Origin of the sequence: Mediterraneibacter massiliensis (assembly GCF_001487105.1) — a bacterium.
In the GTDB taxonomy this organism is placed as follows: domain Bacteria; phylum Bacillota; class Clostridia; order Lachnospirales; family Lachnospiraceae; genus Mediterraneibacter; species Mediterraneibacter massiliensis.
Map to the genome: position 1 here is coordinate 1,047,103 of NZ_LN913001.1, position 17,758 is coordinate 1,064,860.

A 17,758-nucleotide genomic window follows, 5' to 3' on the forward strand; every position below is an offset into this window, starting at 1 on the left:
GCAGGCGGGCGTGCTGCGCATCATACGGTATATATATGATCAAGAAAGAGGGAGTAATGATGAATAAAAAAGAAGTATTAGAGATACGAAAACAATTTACACCTGCCAATTGTGCGATCACAAGAATCTGCGGGTGTTATGTAGATCATGAAAAGAATAAAAAGATGGAAGCCAAGGAGGCTTTTTTGTCTTTGCCGGAGGAAGAGGCATTTAAATATTTTGATATATTTAAGAAGACTCTATCCGGGACAATGGGAAAGAATATGCTCAACATGTCGTTTCCACTGGATGCCGAAATGCCGGGCGGCACACAGGAATTTTTGCTGAAGCTGAAAAACAGTAAATTGGAAGATGATATGCTTCTGGAAGAATTTTATGATAAAGTGATCGAAAGTTACATATATGAAGAAAATTATTATATTATACTGATCCATGCAATGTATGATATACCGGGAAAATCGTCAGACGGAATAGAGATGTTCGATGCATCGGATGAAGTATATGAATATCTCCTGTGCAGTATCTGTCCGGTTTCTCTTTCGAAAGCCGGACTCTCCTACAATGCGCAGGATAACCGTATTGAGGAAAGAGTGAGGGATTGGGTGGTGGATATGCCGGACAAAGGGTTCTTATTCCCAGCGTTTACAGATCGCAGCACAGATCTTCATGGAGTACTGTATTATACGAAAAAATCGGAAGATCTGCAGCCGGAGATGGCTGAACATGTACTGGGAGCATCTATGCCAATGTCCGCGGACACACAAAAGGAGACGTTTCAGATGATCATAGAAGATACCTTGGGAGAAGATGGAGATTATGAGACGGTCCGGAATATCCATGAGACACTTCATGAAATGATAGAGGAGCATAAGGAAGAACCGGAACCACTGGTGTTAGACAAGACAGATGTGAAAAAGATTTTTGAAAAAAGCGGAGTTTCTAACGAGAAAATGGAGGGCTTCGAAAAGAATTTTGAAGAAAATGCAGGAGAAAAAGCCTCTCTTTTGGCATCCAACATTACCGAAGTAAGGAAATTTAATATTGAGACTCCGGACGTGGTGATCAAAGTCAATCCTGAGCGGGCAGATTTGGTAGAAACCAGGATTATAGATGGAAGACAATGCCTCGTAATACCGGTAGATGATCACATAGAAGTAAATGGGATACAGGTAAAAACAATAAAAAGAGAAGAAATAAGAAGTTCATCCATAAAGTAGCGCATAAAATGTGTATTTTGCATGGTCCGTCAGGGATTTGCCGAAATTTTTCGCTCATGCAAAATACACATATTTTTTACGCCATTTTATCAGTTGAATTCTAATTTAATGTTTTTGCCTTTGGAAGAGATTGTTTGTCATTTGTATTGTTCTATTGATTTGTTCCTGTTCTTCTTTTGATTTCCCTTCTTTTAGTATTTCAAAGATAAGGGAAGCTTCATTGGGGGTAAAGCTTAAGCCTTTTTTATTTGCATTTGTGATGAGTGCAAGCAGGATCGGAGCCAGTTCTTTGCCAGATTTTCCGGCAGTCTGTTGTGCCGCCAATTTGATCAGTTCTAATTTGGCGGGATCCATATTTTTCATAGCCGGATGGTTGAGCCATTCATTCAATCGTATCATCTCCTTTTTGTGATTTTTGTATGTTAGTAATATCATTATTGGAAAATAGAGAATTATATGTCTCAAACATTTCTTTTTGTTCAGGAGTAAGCATTCCCATCATCATATCCATTGGAGAAATGCCCATCTGCGGATGAGAGTTTTCGGATCCAGAGTCAGCAGGAGCATAGGATTCTTGAAACACTTTCAGCATTTCCATCATCTGCATCATATTAGAAAATTGTTCCAGAGCAGAAGATTCTTCCGGGGGAAGATAGGGTGCCATATCATCCAATATTTCTGCCGGGGAAGAGGGGAAAGGCTTGCTAAACGTCTGAGAGTGCAAGGCAGGACCGCGTTTTTGGAAAAAGGCCAGTGTCTCTTTTAATTCGACAAATTTGATAAAGGTTCCCAATATTTGCTGCCCCGATACAGGCGTGTAGGGGAGTATAAGTTTTAATGTCTGAAGTATAGGAGGGGTGACGAGAGCATCAAAAGGGGTCATCAGTCTGGGCGTTTTTTTCTCCATAAGCGCTCCTGGATACAGCGTTATAAATATATATGTCTTTGGAAGCAAAAATATGATTTCGCCGGGACGGCATAGGGGAGGCACACGCATATATTGTACGTTACATATTGTAATAAGAAGATAAAAAATGGTGCGTATAATATGAAAAGAAGATTGATCATTGATGGAAATGCGGTTTATGAATTAGATGAGGAATGTATGCTTCAAAAAAAGAAGGAGGAGAAAAAAGAACAGACGAATACAGACAAAAGTGTGAAACAAACCAAAAAAACGGACTCAACAGAATAAAGACAAGAGAAAATCGTTCTTTGACTGAAGGCAAGGATGTTGAGACAACATCGTATCGACAGTTATAAAACTTGAATTTTAGCATGTATATAAAGAATGACAGTATTACTGGAGAGCACAGAAAAAAATAAAAGGCTGCGGCTTGGGCGGATGTTTTACCCGCCCAAGCCGCAGCTTGTTAAAATCAGTGATCACATATGGATCAGCATCCACAGCCGTTATTTCCGAAACCGCCGCAGCAGCACAGAAGTAAGATGATCCACAGGCAGCTGTCATTGCCGCCGAAACCGCCGCCAAAACCATTTCCACATCCGCCGCAGCAGCAAAGCAGGATAATGATCCACAGACAGGAAGACATTCCGCCTCCATTTTCGCATCCGCATCCACAGTTTGTAGCACTTAATTCACTCATATTGAAATCCTCCAAATATGTTTATTTACAGTTACATAATATGCCTCTTCAGAGAATGTGTGAGGAAAAAGAAAAAACATTTTAATACCATTTTAATAGGGGCTGCCAGACATGGACGGGATCGAAGTGATACAAAAGATACGTACATGGTCTGTCGTGCCGATTATTGTCATCAGTGCAAGAAGTGATGATCAGGATAAGGTAGATGCATTGGATGTCGGGGCAGATGATTATCTGACAAAGCCGTTCAGTGTGTAAGAACTGCTTGCAAGACTGCGTTCTACGCTACGGAGGCTGCAATATTTGTTGCATACAGAGTCTGTCAATGCGAGCGTTTTTTATAATGGAGAACTTATGATTGATTATGGAGCCGGAACAGTATCTGTAGAAGGGCGTGAAATACATTTGATGCCGCTGGAATATAGTCTTCTTTGCCTGTTGGCACAGAATGTGGGAAAGGTCCTGACCTATCAGTTCATCTTAGATAAGGTGTGGGTTAATGCGCTGGAAAGCGATATGTCCTCTTTGCGGGTATACATGGCATCTTTGAGAAAAAAGATCGAGAAAGATACGGCGCACCCTCAATATATACAGACGCATATAGGGATAGGTTACCGAATGATCAAGGTGGAAGATAAGGCGACATCTGGTCAGGGGTAAAGAAAATAAACACTTTTCGATGTAAGATTCATATTCTGGTAAAAAAGGTGTTTGTATGAGATGGGTAAAAGAAACGACAGGATACTGGTGTGAAGATACCATATCCGGCAAGTATATAGGACAGGGTGTATGTGCGGCGATATTAGATACGGGGGAATGAGTTAATATATTGTTAAGTTAGAAAGAACCCAGTAAATATAAGGGTTTCACTGACTTTTGTCCTACGAAAAAATGAGAAATACCATGATAATTTTGATGATGAGTACCGGTGTCAGAAGTCAAAATTGAGTGGTGAAAAGGCGGCTTGCAATAATATAACTCATGGTAGTTGGAATATGAATATACTGCTTGCCTATGTGATGTGGAGTTCTTTCTCGCCCGGAAGAATAATGTATTATGTAGCAATGTTGTGAGTTATATTTGTGAAGTAAAACGAAAGAAAGGTGATATGGGAGTTGAAAAAGACAATTTATGAAAGAATGGGTGGTACATATATCAGACATGGTGATTATCTTATCCCTAGTCTTGCCTTACCAGCAGAGAAAGAAACGAGACAGATGGGAGTATGGGGACAACGGCATTTGCAGTATCTAAAGGAATATCGTAAAGATGTATATTTAGAGTTGCTTACGGGTGGCAGATTGAATGATTATCTGGCTGACATTGATGAACAGGCTCAGGAACGTTTTGAAGGGCTCGTAGAGCAATTAAAACAGGCACAGGGGATAACGGAACAGCTAAAGACTAAAAATGCATTAGAATGGATACGGAGAATGAATTACATACACACGAGTGCCAGGGAATTTGTGGAGAAAGAAATTATCTTTGCGTAAAAAGGATAAGGAGGAGAGAAAATACAATCGAATTCTATCCTTATTTTTTCTGATATGATAAGATAGACTCAGTTTTAATAATATCAGTATTATTTATATCAGTATTATTAGCGTGTCGTTTTGACATGTCTGGAGATGTTAAAATCACACGTTCAGAGGTGTCGAAACGACATGGCTGGAAATTGTTTTATAATTTTACCGAAGTATAAGTAGGGGAAAACAACAAGTAAAAAAGAAAATGACTTTTGGGATGAGATGTGATAGAATGATTGTAGAGAAACAGGGAAAGAATCATTCAGATAAGTGGAAGGGTGAATGAAATGTATAGAGTAGAATTAAAATTTGATTCTGATAATTTGACACCAAGTGATATGGACAGAATTTGTGAGCAGACAGATCAGATTTTTGAAAGGGAAGATTTAAGTTGTGCCAACCGGGAGCCGGGACGCAGAGTATATTTGGACAGAGGACGTCAGCAGGATTACGGAAGGTTTTGGGCGGCTATTTTTGCACTCAAAAGTGCAGCAGGTATTTCCAAACATTTACAGGAATGTTTCTGGTATAACGGAAATGAAAAAGAAAATCTGATTACTGATTTTTTGAGGAATTAAGTGAATGGACAGTACGCAGAGAAAAGGTATCAATTTTGATTTAGATACAGAGGCATTGAAAGAACATTATCCTAAAGGGGACTGGCATAATGCGTATTATGATGTCAGGTCATATTTTGAGAAGAATGGCTTTGAACACATTCAAGGATCAGGTTATCATTCAACAAAGGAAATGTCTGAAGCAAAAGCAATGGCAGTAATTTACCGGATGACGAAAGAAATTCCGTGGCTGAATTATTGTGTGAGTGTGTGTACGATTTCTGATGTGCCGGAATTGTACGATATCTCACATGTATTTGAAAGAGAAGCACAGCAGCTATCAAAGAAGAATTAAGTGTAGATTTATTTTGGCGATGACTTTGAAGGTGAAAACAAAGTCATCATTTTCTTTGAAAATAATTGTGAATGATATATTATGTGCGAGTGAGATAGATGAATTGGAGAAATACGATGAAGAAGGGAAAAGCATTTGAGATATTTGTAAAACGAATTCTTATTAATGTTGGCTTTGCGGAAGTAAAGTCAGATGGTTTCTATATCTTTGATGGAGCACCAGGTCAAATGATTCAAGGATTAGGTGAAGCGCACAACGCAGATGTTTTGTTAGAACCGCCAGTTCAAACTCCGTTTTTCAATAAAACGAGATTATTAATTGAGTGTAAGGATTATAGTAAAAAAGTAGGATTAAATACTGTAAGGAGTGTATTGGGATTAAGAGAAGATATTAATCATTTTGAAATGATAGACTTGAATGAACTCAAGGAACGTAAAAATCAAAGACGTAGAGGTATTATGAATGTTTTTGAGCGATGTTCCTATCAAGTAGCAATTGCTTCCATGGAAGGATACACGATTCAAGCACAAAAATTTGCAGTGACTCATCGTATACCATTGATTGAGTTTAATAAGATGGTGTTTTGGCAGGATTTTAAAGAGATATTAGATAACATAGTTAATAGCACAGAATTGCTTGAGACGGAGAAGGAAAGAAAGATATTCGAATTTGCGGATGAGATAGGTGAAAAAATGGCAGTTGCAATTACTAATTCAGGGCAGATGCTATTTTTGTTTAGAGAGAGTGGGAATAAACATAAGTTTGAAGGAGAATATAATCTTTGTTGGGTTAGTCCAAATCTTCCTTGGAAGTTAGCATGTGGTGCACAATATACATTTCAGTTACCTAAGAGTATTATGAAACAATGGATTGAAAATGCAACAAATGAATTTGAATTAAGAAAAGAGGCAATCTGTTGTAAAGAAAGACTCTTGTCTAATATGATTGTATATTATAGAGAAAATAATCATCCTTCAATAAAAATGATTTCTATTGATAAAGATAGATTGGAAAATGCCAAAAATAGATTATAAAGAGCTGTTTTGTGGTAATTCGCCTCATATCAATTCTGATTCGATAAGATGAGTTCGATTTTAATAATATTAGTATTATTTATATCATATTAGTGTGTCCTTTTGATATGGCAAAAGGACATTCCCATTTCACCATACTGTTTTTCAGATTCCAAATACAATTTATATAAGCACGAATATCGTTCTGCATTACCTTTGATTAGATAGCGTTCATGTAAAAATAGCGAGCTATCTGTTGGAGGTTACTTCCGATCTTTTTAAACTCAGTGGTCAGTTTCTGTAATTCTGGTATATTTGTAATTACATCATATCGCATTTTTATTTTCACTTCTAAAATCATTTTTCAGATATATTCAGAGAGCGTAAGTACGATTACTTTGACGGTGTTTGTTGCCGATATGTATTCCATGTCCGTTAATCGTATGTCGACATAGCGAGAATGGATAGAGCATTTTTTGTTTTGTCATAGTAAGCCTCCTTTCTTCTTCGTGCGTATGCAAATCATCAATACCTCGGTATTGTGCTGCGAACACAACTTTTTGTGAGAGCCAACCTGTAAGTTTTAAGTGCAGGTTTTATATCGAGGGAATGGGGTGCTGGATGTCCGGAGGACATCCGCTTAGCACGGACCGTAGCGGAGCGGAGACCGAAATCCCCATCAAGAAATGCTAAGTCTGCAAAAAACCGGAAACGGGTTTTTGTCGGACATAGGCGAATCTTGCTCTGAAATGTTTTTCTCCTTCAATAACCTTGTTTAGGAGAGGTTAAGAAACAAGCAGAAAAAAGAAAATCTTTTCGATGCTTGTTTTTTTCATGCGCTGGGATTGAGTTTATGTAAGGATGAACCTTGAAAAAAGAAAAATGTTTTTTAGAATGAGACAAGTTTCTGGACGCATAGAATCTCAAATAGGAAGGGGGTTATGCTTTTGGATGGGAAAACTTTGCAGGAATTGAAGCGTGTAAATATAAAAGAAGTAAATCCAGATGAGCTTGTGGATATTAGTGAAATTGAGATTGATACGAAACAGTCAGTACAAGAAAGAGTGAAAGAATATGTGGAACAGGTACATAACCCTTATCTTGTCCGGGTGGGTGAGTATGTTGTGAAGATTGGATATTCTGACTGTAAAGAGACTCTGAATGACCGGATGAAACAGTATATTTCAAAAATTGCAGAAACGAAATATTAAAGTTGAATTTGCTCTTTACAATATCAGGATGTCATGGTAATTTAGATGCAGGACAAAACAGTGAAATCCTGAAATTACTATAAGAAAGAATCTCGTAGGACAGGTTCGACTGACTGAAATCAAAATAGTAAAATCAGGAGGAAGCAAAATGCAGAAAAATGTATGTTATCATACTGCGATCTATCTTCGTTTGTCGAGGGATGATGAAGATATTGATGGCAGCGCAAAACGAGAAAGCGACAGTATTTCATCCCAACGAGAGCTGGCACGTTCCTTTGTGAGAGAACAGCCGGATATGGAGTTATTCGATATTTATATCGATGACGGATATTCGGGAGCCAACTTTGACCGACCAGATTTTAAAAGAATGATGGCGGACATTGAAAATGGAAATGTAAATTGTGTCGTTGTAAAAGATTTATCCAGATTTGGACGAGATTATATTGAAGCCGGGCGGTTCATTCAAAAGACCTTCCCGGCTTTTTCTGTGCGTTTTATTGCGATCACAGATCATTATGATAGTCTGACTGCGGACCAGAATACCACATCTCTTGTGATTCCGGTCAAAAACTTTGTGAATGATTCCTACTGTCAGGATATTTCAGAAAAAGTAAAATCACATCAGAAAATAAAACGGGAGAAAGGGAAATTTATCGGGGCATTTGCAGTCTATGGATATCAGAAAGACCATGAAGATAAAAATAAGCTGGTCATAGATGAATATGCAGCAAAGATTGTGAAAAATATTTTTACATGGAAACTGGACGGCATGAGCAACCTTGCCATTGCGAAACGCTTGAATGAGAATGGAATCTTCTCTCCATTGGAATATAAGAAATCCCACGGAGAGCATTATGCCACAGGGTTTCATGCAGGAATCGTATCCAAATGGTCTGCGGTGGCGGTAAAGCGTATTTTAACGAATGAGATTTACACCGGGACGATGGTACAGGGAAAACGAGAGAAAGTCAATTATAAGGTAGATAAGATTTTAGAAAAGCCAGAGTCTGAGTGGTTTAAGGTAGAGGGAACTCATGAAGCAATCGTTTCCAAAGAGGATTACCAAAATGTGCATCGGCTTTTAAAAGTTGATACCAGAGCAGGGAAGGGAAAAGAAAAGGCGCACATGTTTTCGGGACTTCTGTTTTGCGGAGATTGTAAAGAACCTATGGTACGTAGAATAAACCGATATAAGGGAACAGAAAAAATATATTATATCTGTTCTACGAGAAATCGGAGTGAGGGGTGCAGCAGACACAGTATTTCAGAAGCAGATTTGAAAAAAGTGGTATTCCGGATCATACAGTCGCAGGTTGAACTTCTGATTGATGTAAACCGGCAGATGCAGCATATCCAGACAAAGGAAATGAACTTTGAGGATGTGGTCGGATTTGATAAAGAGATTACTCGATTAAGGAATGAACAGGAAAAATATCTGGAGCTGCGGGCAGGACTTTATGAAGATTTGAAAACGGGAATCATCACACAGACAGACTTTAAGAATTTTAGCGCAATCTATGAAAAGCAGTATGTAGAAACAGAGAAAGCGTTGACAAGACAGGAGGATATGTTAAAGAAACTGTTTTACAATGGTGTGCAGTCCGGTGTAAAGCTGGAACGCCTGAAAGAGACCATGCAGATTACTACATTAGATAGGGATACCCTATTAGCCTTTGTAGACAGGATAGAAGTGTACGAGGAGAAAAAAGTATCGGTACAGTTTTGCTGTCAGGAAGAAATGGAGAAAATGTTGGTGTTGTCAGAATTTCTTTCTTCCCAATCGGAAGTCGTGAAGGAGGTGATCTAAATGGCAAGAACATCCAAACGTAAGGTTCGGTTAGAAAGCCAATCACTGCAAGAAAATGTATCAGTGAAAACATACATGGCAGGTATTTACGCAAGATTATCTGTGGATAATCATGATGGGAAAGAAATCTCCATTGAAACGCAGATTGAGATGGCAAAAGAATATTTGAAATCCCATACAGAAATTACGCTGTATGACTGCTATTCAGATTTGGGAGCTACCGGGACAAATTTTCAGCGAAGTGATTTTGAACGGCTCATGCAAGATGTGAGAGATGGATTGATCAACTGTATCATTGTAAAAGATTTTTCACGGTTTGGAAGAAATTATATTGAGACAGGAAATTTTGTAGAGAAGATTTTTCCGTTTTTAGGTGTCCGTTTTATTGCCATTACAGATCAGTATGACAGCATTAAACAGGCGGACTGCAACGAAGCGCTTTCCATGCATTTGAAAAATATTGCCAATGAACTGTATGCAAGGGACATTGCAGAAAAGGTTACAGCAAGTAAACAGGCAAAGATGAAACAGGGAGAATATCTGGGGAGCATTCCGCCGTATGGTTTTCAAATCGAAAAGATAGACGGGAAACGGACTTTAGTGCCGGAACCTGTGACCAGTGAGATTATCAGGGAAATCTTTAACCGATATGCTTCCGGGGAGACATTTGTATCTCTTGCAAAATGGCTGTATGGGCAAAAGATTCATCGTCCAAGCGATTATAAAAAATACAAAATGGTTTATCAGCAGGAGGGACAGCAGTTAAGACAGTGGGAAAGAGAATCTATCCGGTTTCTGTTAACCAACGATGCCTACATAGGGAATCTTGTGCAGTCCGGTAAGCACATGAAAGAACAGATTACAGCGGAACATACCCACGAACCTCTGGTTTCGGAAGAAGTGTTTTATCGGGTATGGGAAAGAATAGAAGAAAATATTAAAATACAAAACCGCAGACCACTTAGAAAGGATACGATGGAAGATATTTTCCGTGGGGGTTTGTATTGTGGTGAGTGCGGACATAAGTTAAGCCGTATGGTGACGGAGAGAAAGGTTTCTTATAAAGAAGTAAAAACATTTGTATTTTATAGCTGCCCGAATAGCAAACGGATTGATGAAGAAAAATGTGCAAATGAACAGATTACATTTTTTCAGATTCAGAAAGTGATCCTTCATCTGCTGAAAAAAGAATTTCTTTTAAGCAGTACACAGATGAAAAAACTGATGGATTTTAATAAAGAGGCAGGAGAAAAACGAAAAGAACAGATACAGAAAGCACAGGATGAACTGCAAAAATCGGTGGATGGTGCTGACAGGAAGATCAGTTCCTATTATCTGGAGTATCGAAACGGGAGCATTTCACAGGTACAATTTCTGGAAACAAAGAAGAAGATGGAAGAAAAAAGGGAACAGGATCGGCAGACATTACGTGATTTACATACAGAGTATTCTTCCATTGACAGAATGGTAGATAAGCAGAATCAATTTCTCCGTACTATTTTGAAGTACAAAAGCTGTACCGAACTAAATGCGGAACTGGTCAAAAACCTGATAGAGAAAATTTATGTGTATCGTGGAAAACGGGTAGAGATCATCTGGAAGTGGAATGATGAGTTTGCGAAGGTGATGGGAGGAACAGACGATGAAAAATAGACTGAAGATAGCAATGTATCTGCGATTGTCCAAGGAAGATGACTGGAATGCACAGGAGAGTAACAGCATTTCTTATCAGCGTTTGTTGTTAAGAGGATATATTGAGCGAAATTTTGAAAATTATGAGATTTTAGAATTTGTGGATGATGGTTACAGCGGAACCAGTATGGACAGACCTGCAATGCAGGAATTATTAGCCGCTGCCCGGCAGAAAAAAGTAGATTGTATTATCGTAAAAGATTTTTCACGTTTTGCCAGAGATTATGTAGAAACAGGTTCCTATGTAGAACAGATTTTCCCATTTTTAGGAATCCGCTTTATCTCTGTGAATGACCACTATGATAGTGAAGCTGTCACTAAAAAAACGATTGGGATGAATCTGGCATTTAAAACGCTGGTCAATGATCTCTATTCCAAGGATTTGTCGGTAAAGGTGACTTCTTCCCTACATTCTAAAAAAGAACGGGGGATTTATTGCAGCGGGAACTGTCCCTTTGGATATCGCAAAAAAGCAGATGACAGAAATCAAGTGGAGATTGTAGAAGAGGAGGCAGCAGTTGTCCGGGGAATTTTTCGACTGACATTAGAAGGATATACTTCGGTGGACATTGCAAAGAAGTTTCATAAAGAAAAGGTAAAAACACCTGTGGAATATCTGATAGAGAGAGGAGCAACACACCGGAAGCCAGTTGGCAAGGAATTTTCATGGCAGCATACAACAATCTGTACGATACTGAAAAATCATTTTTATGCGGGAGATGTGGTATATGGAAAATATAAGAAGGATAAGGTTGGAGGAAAAAATCACTTAAAACCAAGAAGTGAATGGAAGATTACTTATAATCATCATGAACCAATCGTCGAACGGGAAATATTTGATGCAGTACAGCAGACGAGGGGAAGAACGAAACCTTATCAGCCACAAAAAGCACATATTCTGATGGGAAAGGTTGTATGCGGAGAGTGCGGTAAGGCTTTGCGTTATCGTAAAGCAAAAAATCCTTATTTTTATTGTAATGAACGTTATACGACAGGTGATGAGAATTGTGTGAGCCAAGTCAATGTATTCTTTTTGGAACAGGTTCTTTTATCTGCCTTGCAAAAGGAAATCCGCAGACAGATGGAATTGGAAGAAGTGTGGAGTCAGTATCAGGAAGTACAAAAAGAGAAGTACCATGTGAAGAGGGATAAGTTGCAAAAATCTCAAAAAGCCTTGGATGTTGTGGGAAAAGAACAGATCACACTTTATGAGAAATATGGAAAACGGGAAATCTCAAGGGAAGAATATATAGAGTTCAGAGAGGAATTGCAGAAAAAGGAAGATTTTATAAAAAGTGAAATCCAAGAGCAGGAGATGCGATTGGCAGCGGTGGAGATAGAACTTCATGCAGAACTGCTGGATACTCATATCATTTGGAAAGAATGTAAGATCAATGAACTAAACCAAGAGGTGGTAGATACTTTCATAAAGAAGATAAATGTATGGGATGAACAGCATATGGAGATTATCTGGAACTTTAGTGCTGGAAAAGAATAGCTATGGGAGAGTAGGGGAAATGCTAGGGAATAAAGCATGATGAAAAGCAAGTCTGAAAACGGCTTGCTTTTTTCTTTACAATGAAGGTGGTTGCTGTATAATTATATGTAAAGTAAAAAATAGTTATTTAGTGTGAAGCAATAAAGGGAATATATGATGGAAAAGTATAAAATTTTGATAGTTGAAGATGACAGTGATTTAAGAGAAGGTCTTTCCTTCTCTTTTTCAAGTGATGGATATGATGTTCTGGAGACAGAGACCAAAAAGGAAGGTTTACAGGAAATAAAGAAAGGTGGTTGTGATCTGGTTCTTCTTGATTGTAACTTGCCGGATGGAACAGGGTTTGAACTTTGCAAAGAGGTTCGCAGTTACAGCAATATCCCAATTATTATGCTGACAGCTCGTGATACAGAGCTGGATGAGATAAAGGCTTTAGAATTAGGAGTAAATGATTACTTATCAAAACCATTTTCTCTTGGAGTATTAAAGGCAAGAATGAAGAGGATTCTTCAGGAAAAAACGGAAAGTACGAAAATCATCTCAGGAGAATTAAACGTAGATCAGAGTGTCTGCAAAGTATATAAACGAGGCGAAGAGATTTCACTTAGCAAATTGGAATACCGTCTGTTAGTGTATTTGATTGAGAATAAGAACCATATCCTTTCTAAAGAGCAGATTCTGGAGAAAATATGGGATAGTGATGGGAAGTATGTAGATAACAATACGGTGTCTGTGAATATCAGCAGACTTCGTACAAAGATAGAGGATGATGTATCGAAACCAAAATGGATTCAAACAGTTCATGGAATCGGATATATCTGGAAGGAATAAAAAGATGTGGCTTACGATAATTTTAGCAGTACTTTTGCTTATGTCAATTGGATATAACATATATCAAAGGAGAAAAACGTATCGTTTGATTGATCGATTGCTGGAGCGTGTGTTAAGCAGGGAAATGATTGTCGATTCGGATTTGAAAGAAGGGGAATATTCTGCCCTTGTCAGTAAAATCAAGCAGATACAAGAAGTGCTTAGTAACCATGCGAGTAGTGCCGAACAAGAAAAAGAACAGGTGAAAAGTCTGGTATCCAATATGTCTCATCAATTAAAAACGCCCTTAGCGAATATTTCTCTTTATGCACAAATTTTAAGTAAAGAGGAAATTACGCCAGAACAGAAAACTGTGTTTTCTGAAAAAATGCAACGACAGGTTGACAAGCTGAGCTGGATTGTGGAGTCTTTATCGAAGATGGTAAAGTTGGAACAAAATATTGATGGCTTTGAAGGAAAAGCAATAGGAATCAAGCAGACGATTTTAGACGCAGTAGATACGCTTTATGAGAAACTGGAGAAAAAGGAAATCAATTTTACATTGGAGCCATTTCAGGACAAATTACTGTATCATAATCGAAAATGGACAACAGAAGTATTTGTAAATTTGTTGGAAAATGCTGTTAAGTACACCGATAGAGGAGGAAAAATTTCTATCCGTGTAAAAAACTATGATTTATATACAGAGATTCAGATTGCAGATAATGGGCGTGGTATCCGGCAGGAGGAAATGACCGATATATTCAAACGATTTTATAGAAGTCCAGAAGTTGAGAACCTGGAAGGTTCCGGGATTGGTTTGTATCTCTCTAATCTGATTTTGGAAAAAGAAAAAGGATATATGACGGTAGATTCCGAGTATGGAAAGGGAAGTTGTTTTTCTGTGTTCTTACAAAACTGTAAGAACTAATCATCCGTTTGTAAAGAAATTGCAAGATACAGCAGTTATACTGGATGTATCAGAAAAAGAGGAGTGGTGACGGATGAGTATTTTAGAATTAGAAAATGTTGAGAAAATATATGGAGAAAAAGATAATCAGGTAAAAGCATTACGGAATATCAATCTAAAAGTAGAAAAAGGTGAGTTTGTTGCCATTGTAGGCACATCTGGTTCAGGTAAATCTACCTGTCTTAATTTAATCGGTGGTCTGGATAATCCGACAAGTGGAAAGATTTTCATAAAGAATAAAGAGATTGGTTCTCTGTCAAGAAAAGAACTGACGATTTTTCGCAGAAGAAATATAGGGTTTGTATTCCAGAATTATAGTTTAATGCCTGTGTTGAATGTGTATGATAACGTGTCATTGCCGATTACATTTGACCGTGGAAAACATATTAACCAAAAATATATCGAAGAATTGTTACGGGAACTGGGCATTTGGGAAAAGCGTAAGAAATATCCAAACGAATTATCCGGCGGTCAGCAGCAAAGAGTTGCAATCGCCAGAGCTTTGGCAAACAAGCCGAGCATCCTGCTTTGTGATGAACCGACAGGTAATTTGGACTCAGCTACAACCATTGAGGTTATGGGATTATTAAAAGCGAGTTGTCGCAAGTATAATCAGACGATTCTCATGGTAACGCATAATGAAGCCATTGCACAGACTTGCGACAGAGTAATTCATATCGAAGATGGTCAGATTGTTACGGGAAAGAGAAGATTTCCGGCAAAAGGCGGTGATGTCGTATGTTAAAGCTGGCATGGAAATATATGCGGTATTACAAGAGCCAGACGTTTGCAATTTTGGCGAGTATTCTATTAACAGCGTCATTGCTTTCCGGAATTTCTTCTTTGATTTACAGCAGTCAGAAAAGTGATCTGGCGAACAGCAAGACGATTTACGGAGACTGGCATTATTATATAGAAACGGACAAGAAGCTTTTCGATTCTGTAGAAAGCGATGAGAAAGGGAAAGGATACACGCTGGAGCAGTGTGGAAAGATGGAAATCCGTGACGTAGTGGCAGAGGAATTTATGATTTGTTTTATCCATGCTGATGAAACTTATCGCCAGATGGCACACAGAGACTTGGTGGAAGGAACATTCCCTGAAAAAGAAAATGAAATTGCAGCAGATGGATTTGTGCTTAGCAATCTCGGATTTTCAGGGAATCTGGGAGATTCTCTTCGCATTGGAGAAAAAGAGTATATCGTTACTGGCGTTCTAAAAAGCGAATGGGCGGCAAGTTCCAGTGAAATGGAAGTTTTTGTGAGCGATGCGTTTAGAGGGCGAGGCAGTCAGACGTTTTTGTATCTCAGATTCAATGAAGATGAGAAGTTATATAAACAGTTGGATGCTTTTTTGAAAGAACATAAATTACCATCTGAGATAGCAGTAGGAAATGATGAAGTTACACAGTATCTTGGTGGAGAAGCCCCAAGAAGTATTTATGAAATTGTGAAAACTGGTCTGAAAAATGAAGAAGGAAAGTTCACTTATATTGTTTTGAGCCTACAGAGCGACTACAATCTGGCTTATAATGGGATGGTTTTCCTGTTATGTCTGTTCAGCCTGTTTGTAGTATATAGTGTATTTAACATTTCCGTATCGAAGAGAATTTCTGCGTATGGAATATTGCAGACATTAGGCATCAGTGAAGCACAGATTGGCGGTACATTACTTTTGGAACTTTGGATGTTATTTTTCATTGGGTATCCGTTAGGGTGTTTTTTGGGAAATGGCTTAATAAGCCTCGTGTATCAAAAACTTAGCAATGTATTTGGCGGAAAAGGAATTGGAGGAGTGGAGACTGGTCTATCCGTTACCGACCATACGTTGGCAGAAGGAGTAAATACAGCGAAGTTTTTTGTTTCCATGGATGCAATGGTATTTGGATTTCTATTTCTGTTGATTTCATTGGCACTGGTTGCCTTTATTGTGGTTCGTTCACTTCGGAAACATTCGTTAAGAGCAGTGGTGAATGAAGATACTTCTTTCACAAAAAGAAGAAAAATCTATGCTCTGCGAAATGTAAATATGGCAAATGTCGTTGTACGGAAATTTATGTTTGCTAACAAGCGAAAGGTGATCGGAATTATATTATCCTTGTCTATTGGCGGATGTATTTTCTTATGTACGACTTATATGGTGGAAAATTTGAAAGTACACGCAGAACTTTCGTTAATATCGGATGATGGACTTGGTTCGGAATACCGTATTTCTTTAAAGTCCAATTCGCTGAAAGATACAATCCCAGAGGCGGTAGCAGATAAGATTAAAAACATGTCTGAAACATCTGACGTATCTGCCACAAAATATACGATGGGAGACTTACAGTTTTCTGAAAATGAGTTTTTGGCAGAAGAAGTTTGGCGTGATTATTTTAGAAATCAAAATCAAGAGCCGTATTTTATCGAGAGATACGATGGAATCTGTAATCAGCAGGAAGATGGGAAGTATCGGATCAAATATAATGTATATGGCTACGATGAAGCTCTGATAGAACAGCTTCAGGATTTCATTTTGGAAGGAGAGATTCAGCCGGAAACAATGAAAAATAATAATCAAGTGATCGTGACGGCGAATATGGACGGTCAGGGAAACTATTATTTTTACGGAAAGAAGCCGGGTGATACAATTACGCTTCGTGTACCAAAGACAGAGAACTATACAGATGAACTGTTAAAATTCCAAAGCGGCGAAGAAAACTATATTGAGAAAGAGTTTGAGATTGCGGCGATCGTAAGCAGACCATTGGCACAGGAGAAAGATTTTTTAAATACAGGAGTCTGGAAAAATGCGCAGAGTGTGATTATGACTGGCGAACAGATGGAAGAAAACTTTGGAATTATGGATTACAGTTTTATCAATGCGTCACCAGCTGATGGCACAAATGCAGAGAACGTGAGTAATCAGTTATTGCAAGTAATCCGAGATGTTCCCAAGGCAGTATTGCAGGAATATACTTCTGCAATCGAAACACAGAAAGATTATCTTAAGCAACAGCAGATATTCTTTTCTGGCATTGCGGTGATTCTTCTGGTTATAAGTCTGTTTCATATCGTGAATAGTATGAACCATACGATTCTTGCCAGAAGAAGAGAATACGGTATCATACGTGCAATGGGAATCACAGACAGCGGATTTTATAAGATGATTTTGCAGACAGGTGTTCTGTATGGATTGTTGGCAGATGTATTCATCTATCTGCTATATAATCGGGTTCTTAGAAGGGTAATGAACTATTATATGGCTCATGTGCTTCAATTTTTACATCTGACTTCTAATGTTCCCAATCTGGTTTTGAACGGAATTATGGTGCTAAATGTGATGATTGCGGTGGTGGCAGTGATGATTCCAGCATGGAAGATGGGAAGAGAGAATATTATAAGTGAGATTAGAAAAGAATGATAGCTTCCAACCTTAAGCAAAGCGAAAATTTTACGGATTGCACCTATACATGAAGAAGAATAGTGTTCATATTGTGGATGTAAAATAGAATAA

Annotated in this window: 17 protein-coding genes and 1 pseudogene; 15 read left to right on the forward strand and 3 right to left on the reverse strand. The window is 38.3% G+C overall.

Going from position 1 to position 17,758, the window contains the following annotated elements; genetic code table 11:
* The first annotated feature begins 59 nt into the window (after positions 1 to 59).
* Positions 60 to 1,217 (forward strand): DUF4317 domain-containing protein, encoded by a 1,158-nt coding sequence (locus BN3282_RS09290; RefSeq protein WP_059068608.1) that lies wholly within the window; start codon positions 60 to 62, stop codon positions 1,215 to 1,217.
* Between the two features lie 105 nt (positions 1,218 to 1,322).
* On the opposite strand, the gene BN3282_RS09295 is transcribed toward BN3282_RS09290, so the two are convergent.
* Together BN3282_RS09295 and BN3282_RS09300 are read right to left on the reverse strand one after the other, a co-directional pair.
* Positions 1,323 to 1,607 (reverse strand): hypothetical protein, encoded by a 285-nt coding sequence (locus tag BN3282_RS09295; protein WP_059068609.1) that lies wholly within the window; start codon positions 1,605 to 1,607, stop codon positions 1,323 to 1,325.
* Entirely contained in the window at positions 1,600 to 2,124 is a 525-nt protein-coding gene (locus tag BN3282_RS09300) for a hypothetical protein (protein ID WP_059068611.1), read from the reverse strand. The genes BN3282_RS09295 and BN3282_RS09300 overlap by 8 nt, the downstream gene beginning before the upstream one ends.
* Before the next feature lie 141 nt (positions 2,125 to 2,265).
* Here BN3282_RS09300 and BN3282_RS09305 point away from each other — a divergent pair, with 141 nt between their 5' ends.
* Positions 2,266 to 2,412: a hypothetical protein gene (locus BN3282_RS09305; RefSeq protein ID WP_162858239.1), complete on the forward strand. Its 147-nt coding sequence runs from the start codon at positions 2,266 to 2,268 to the stop codon at positions 2,410 to 2,412.
* Positions 2,413 to 2,614: 202 nt separating this feature from the next.
* On the opposite strand, the gene BN3282_RS09310 is transcribed toward BN3282_RS09305, so the two are convergent.
* Positions 2,615 to 2,824: a chorion class high-cysteine HCB protein 13 gene (locus BN3282_RS09310; protein ID WP_082667519.1), complete on the reverse strand. Its 210-nt coding sequence runs from the start codon at positions 2,822 to 2,824 to the stop codon at positions 2,615 to 2,617.
* Positions 2,825 to 2,923: 99 nt separating this feature from the next.
* On the opposite strand from BN3282_RS09310, the pseudogene BN3282_RS15580 reads away from it, so the two are divergent.
* From BN3282_RS15580 to BN3282_RS09375, 13 genes and pseudogenes are all read left to right on the forward strand, one after another.
* Positions 2,924 to 3,484, forward strand: a pseudogene (locus BN3282_RS15580) (winged helix-turn-helix domain-containing protein); the annotation flags it as partial.
* Positions 3,485 to 3,963: 479 nt separating this feature from the next.
* Positions 3,964 to 4,317 carry a TnpV protein gene (locus BN3282_RS09320; protein ID WP_408606326.1) on the forward strand — a complete coding sequence of 118 codons (354 nt, stop codon included), beginning with the start codon at positions 3,964 to 3,966 and terminating at the stop codon, positions 4,315 to 4,317.
* 320 nt (positions 4,318 to 4,637) lie between these two features.
* Complete coding sequence (locus tag BN3282_RS09325) at positions 4,638 to 4,928, forward strand: hypothetical protein (protein WP_059068620.1); 291 nt, start codon at positions 4,638 to 4,640, stop codon at positions 4,926 to 4,928.
* Positions 4,929 to 4,932: 4 nt separating this feature from the next.
* A complete protein-coding gene (locus BN3282_RS09330; RefSeq protein WP_059068622.1) occupies positions 4,933 to 5,262 on the forward strand; it encodes a hypothetical protein in 330 nt (109 codons plus the stop codon).
* 116 nt (positions 5,263 to 5,378) lie between these two features.
* Positions 5,379 to 6,296 carry a hypothetical protein gene (locus tag BN3282_RS09335; RefSeq protein WP_059068625.1) on the forward strand — a complete coding sequence of 306 codons (918 nt, stop codon included), beginning with the start codon at positions 5,379 to 5,381 and terminating at the stop codon, positions 6,294 to 6,296.
* A 920-nt stretch (positions 6,297 to 7,216) separates the two neighbouring features.
* The gene (locus BN3282_RS09340; RefSeq protein WP_059068627.1) at positions 7,217 to 7,486 is read left to right on the forward strand and encodes a DUF6870 family protein; all 270 of its coding nucleotides are present in this window, start codon (positions 7,217 to 7,219) and stop codon (positions 7,484 to 7,486) included.
* 148 nt (positions 7,487 to 7,634) lie between these two features.
* Positions 7,635 to 9,293 (forward strand): recombinase family protein, encoded by a 1,659-nt coding sequence (locus BN3282_RS09345; RefSeq protein ID WP_059068629.1) that lies wholly within the window; start codon positions 7,635 to 7,637, stop codon positions 9,291 to 9,293.
* Positions 9,294 to 10,946 (forward strand): recombinase family protein, encoded by a 1,653-nt coding sequence (locus BN3282_RS09350; RefSeq protein WP_059068630.1) that lies wholly within the window; start codon positions 9,294 to 9,296, stop codon positions 10,944 to 10,946.
* Positions 10,936 to 12,483, forward strand: coding sequence for a recombinase family protein (locus BN3282_RS09355; protein WP_059068632.1), 1,548 nt, complete (start codon positions 10,936 to 10,938; stop codon positions 12,481 to 12,483). The genes BN3282_RS09350 and BN3282_RS09355 overlap by 11 nt, the downstream gene beginning before the upstream one ends.
* 156 nt (positions 12,484 to 12,639) lie before the next feature.
* Entirely contained in the window at positions 12,640 to 13,314 is a 675-nt protein-coding gene (locus tag BN3282_RS09360) for a response regulator transcription factor (protein ID WP_205408541.1), read from the forward strand.
* Between the two features lie 85 nt (positions 13,315 to 13,399).
* The gene (locus BN3282_RS09365) at positions 13,400 to 14,224 is read left to right on the forward strand and encodes a sensor histidine kinase (protein WP_330382180.1); all 825 of its coding nucleotides are present in this window, start codon (positions 13,400 to 13,402) and stop codon (positions 14,222 to 14,224) included.
* Between the two features lie 73 nt (positions 14,225 to 14,297).
* The gene (locus BN3282_RS09370) at positions 14,298 to 15,008 is read left to right on the forward strand and encodes an ABC transporter ATP-binding protein (protein WP_059068638.1); all 711 of its coding nucleotides are present in this window, start codon (positions 14,298 to 14,300) and stop codon (positions 15,006 to 15,008) included.
* Positions 15,002 to 17,665 carry an ABC transporter permease gene (locus BN3282_RS09375; protein ID WP_059068641.1) on the forward strand — a complete coding sequence of 888 codons (2,664 nt, stop codon included), beginning with the start codon at positions 15,002 to 15,004 and terminating at the stop codon, positions 17,663 to 17,665. The genes BN3282_RS09370 and BN3282_RS09375 overlap by 7 nt, the downstream gene beginning before the upstream one ends.
* Positions 17,666 to 17,758 lie beyond the last annotated feature (93 nt).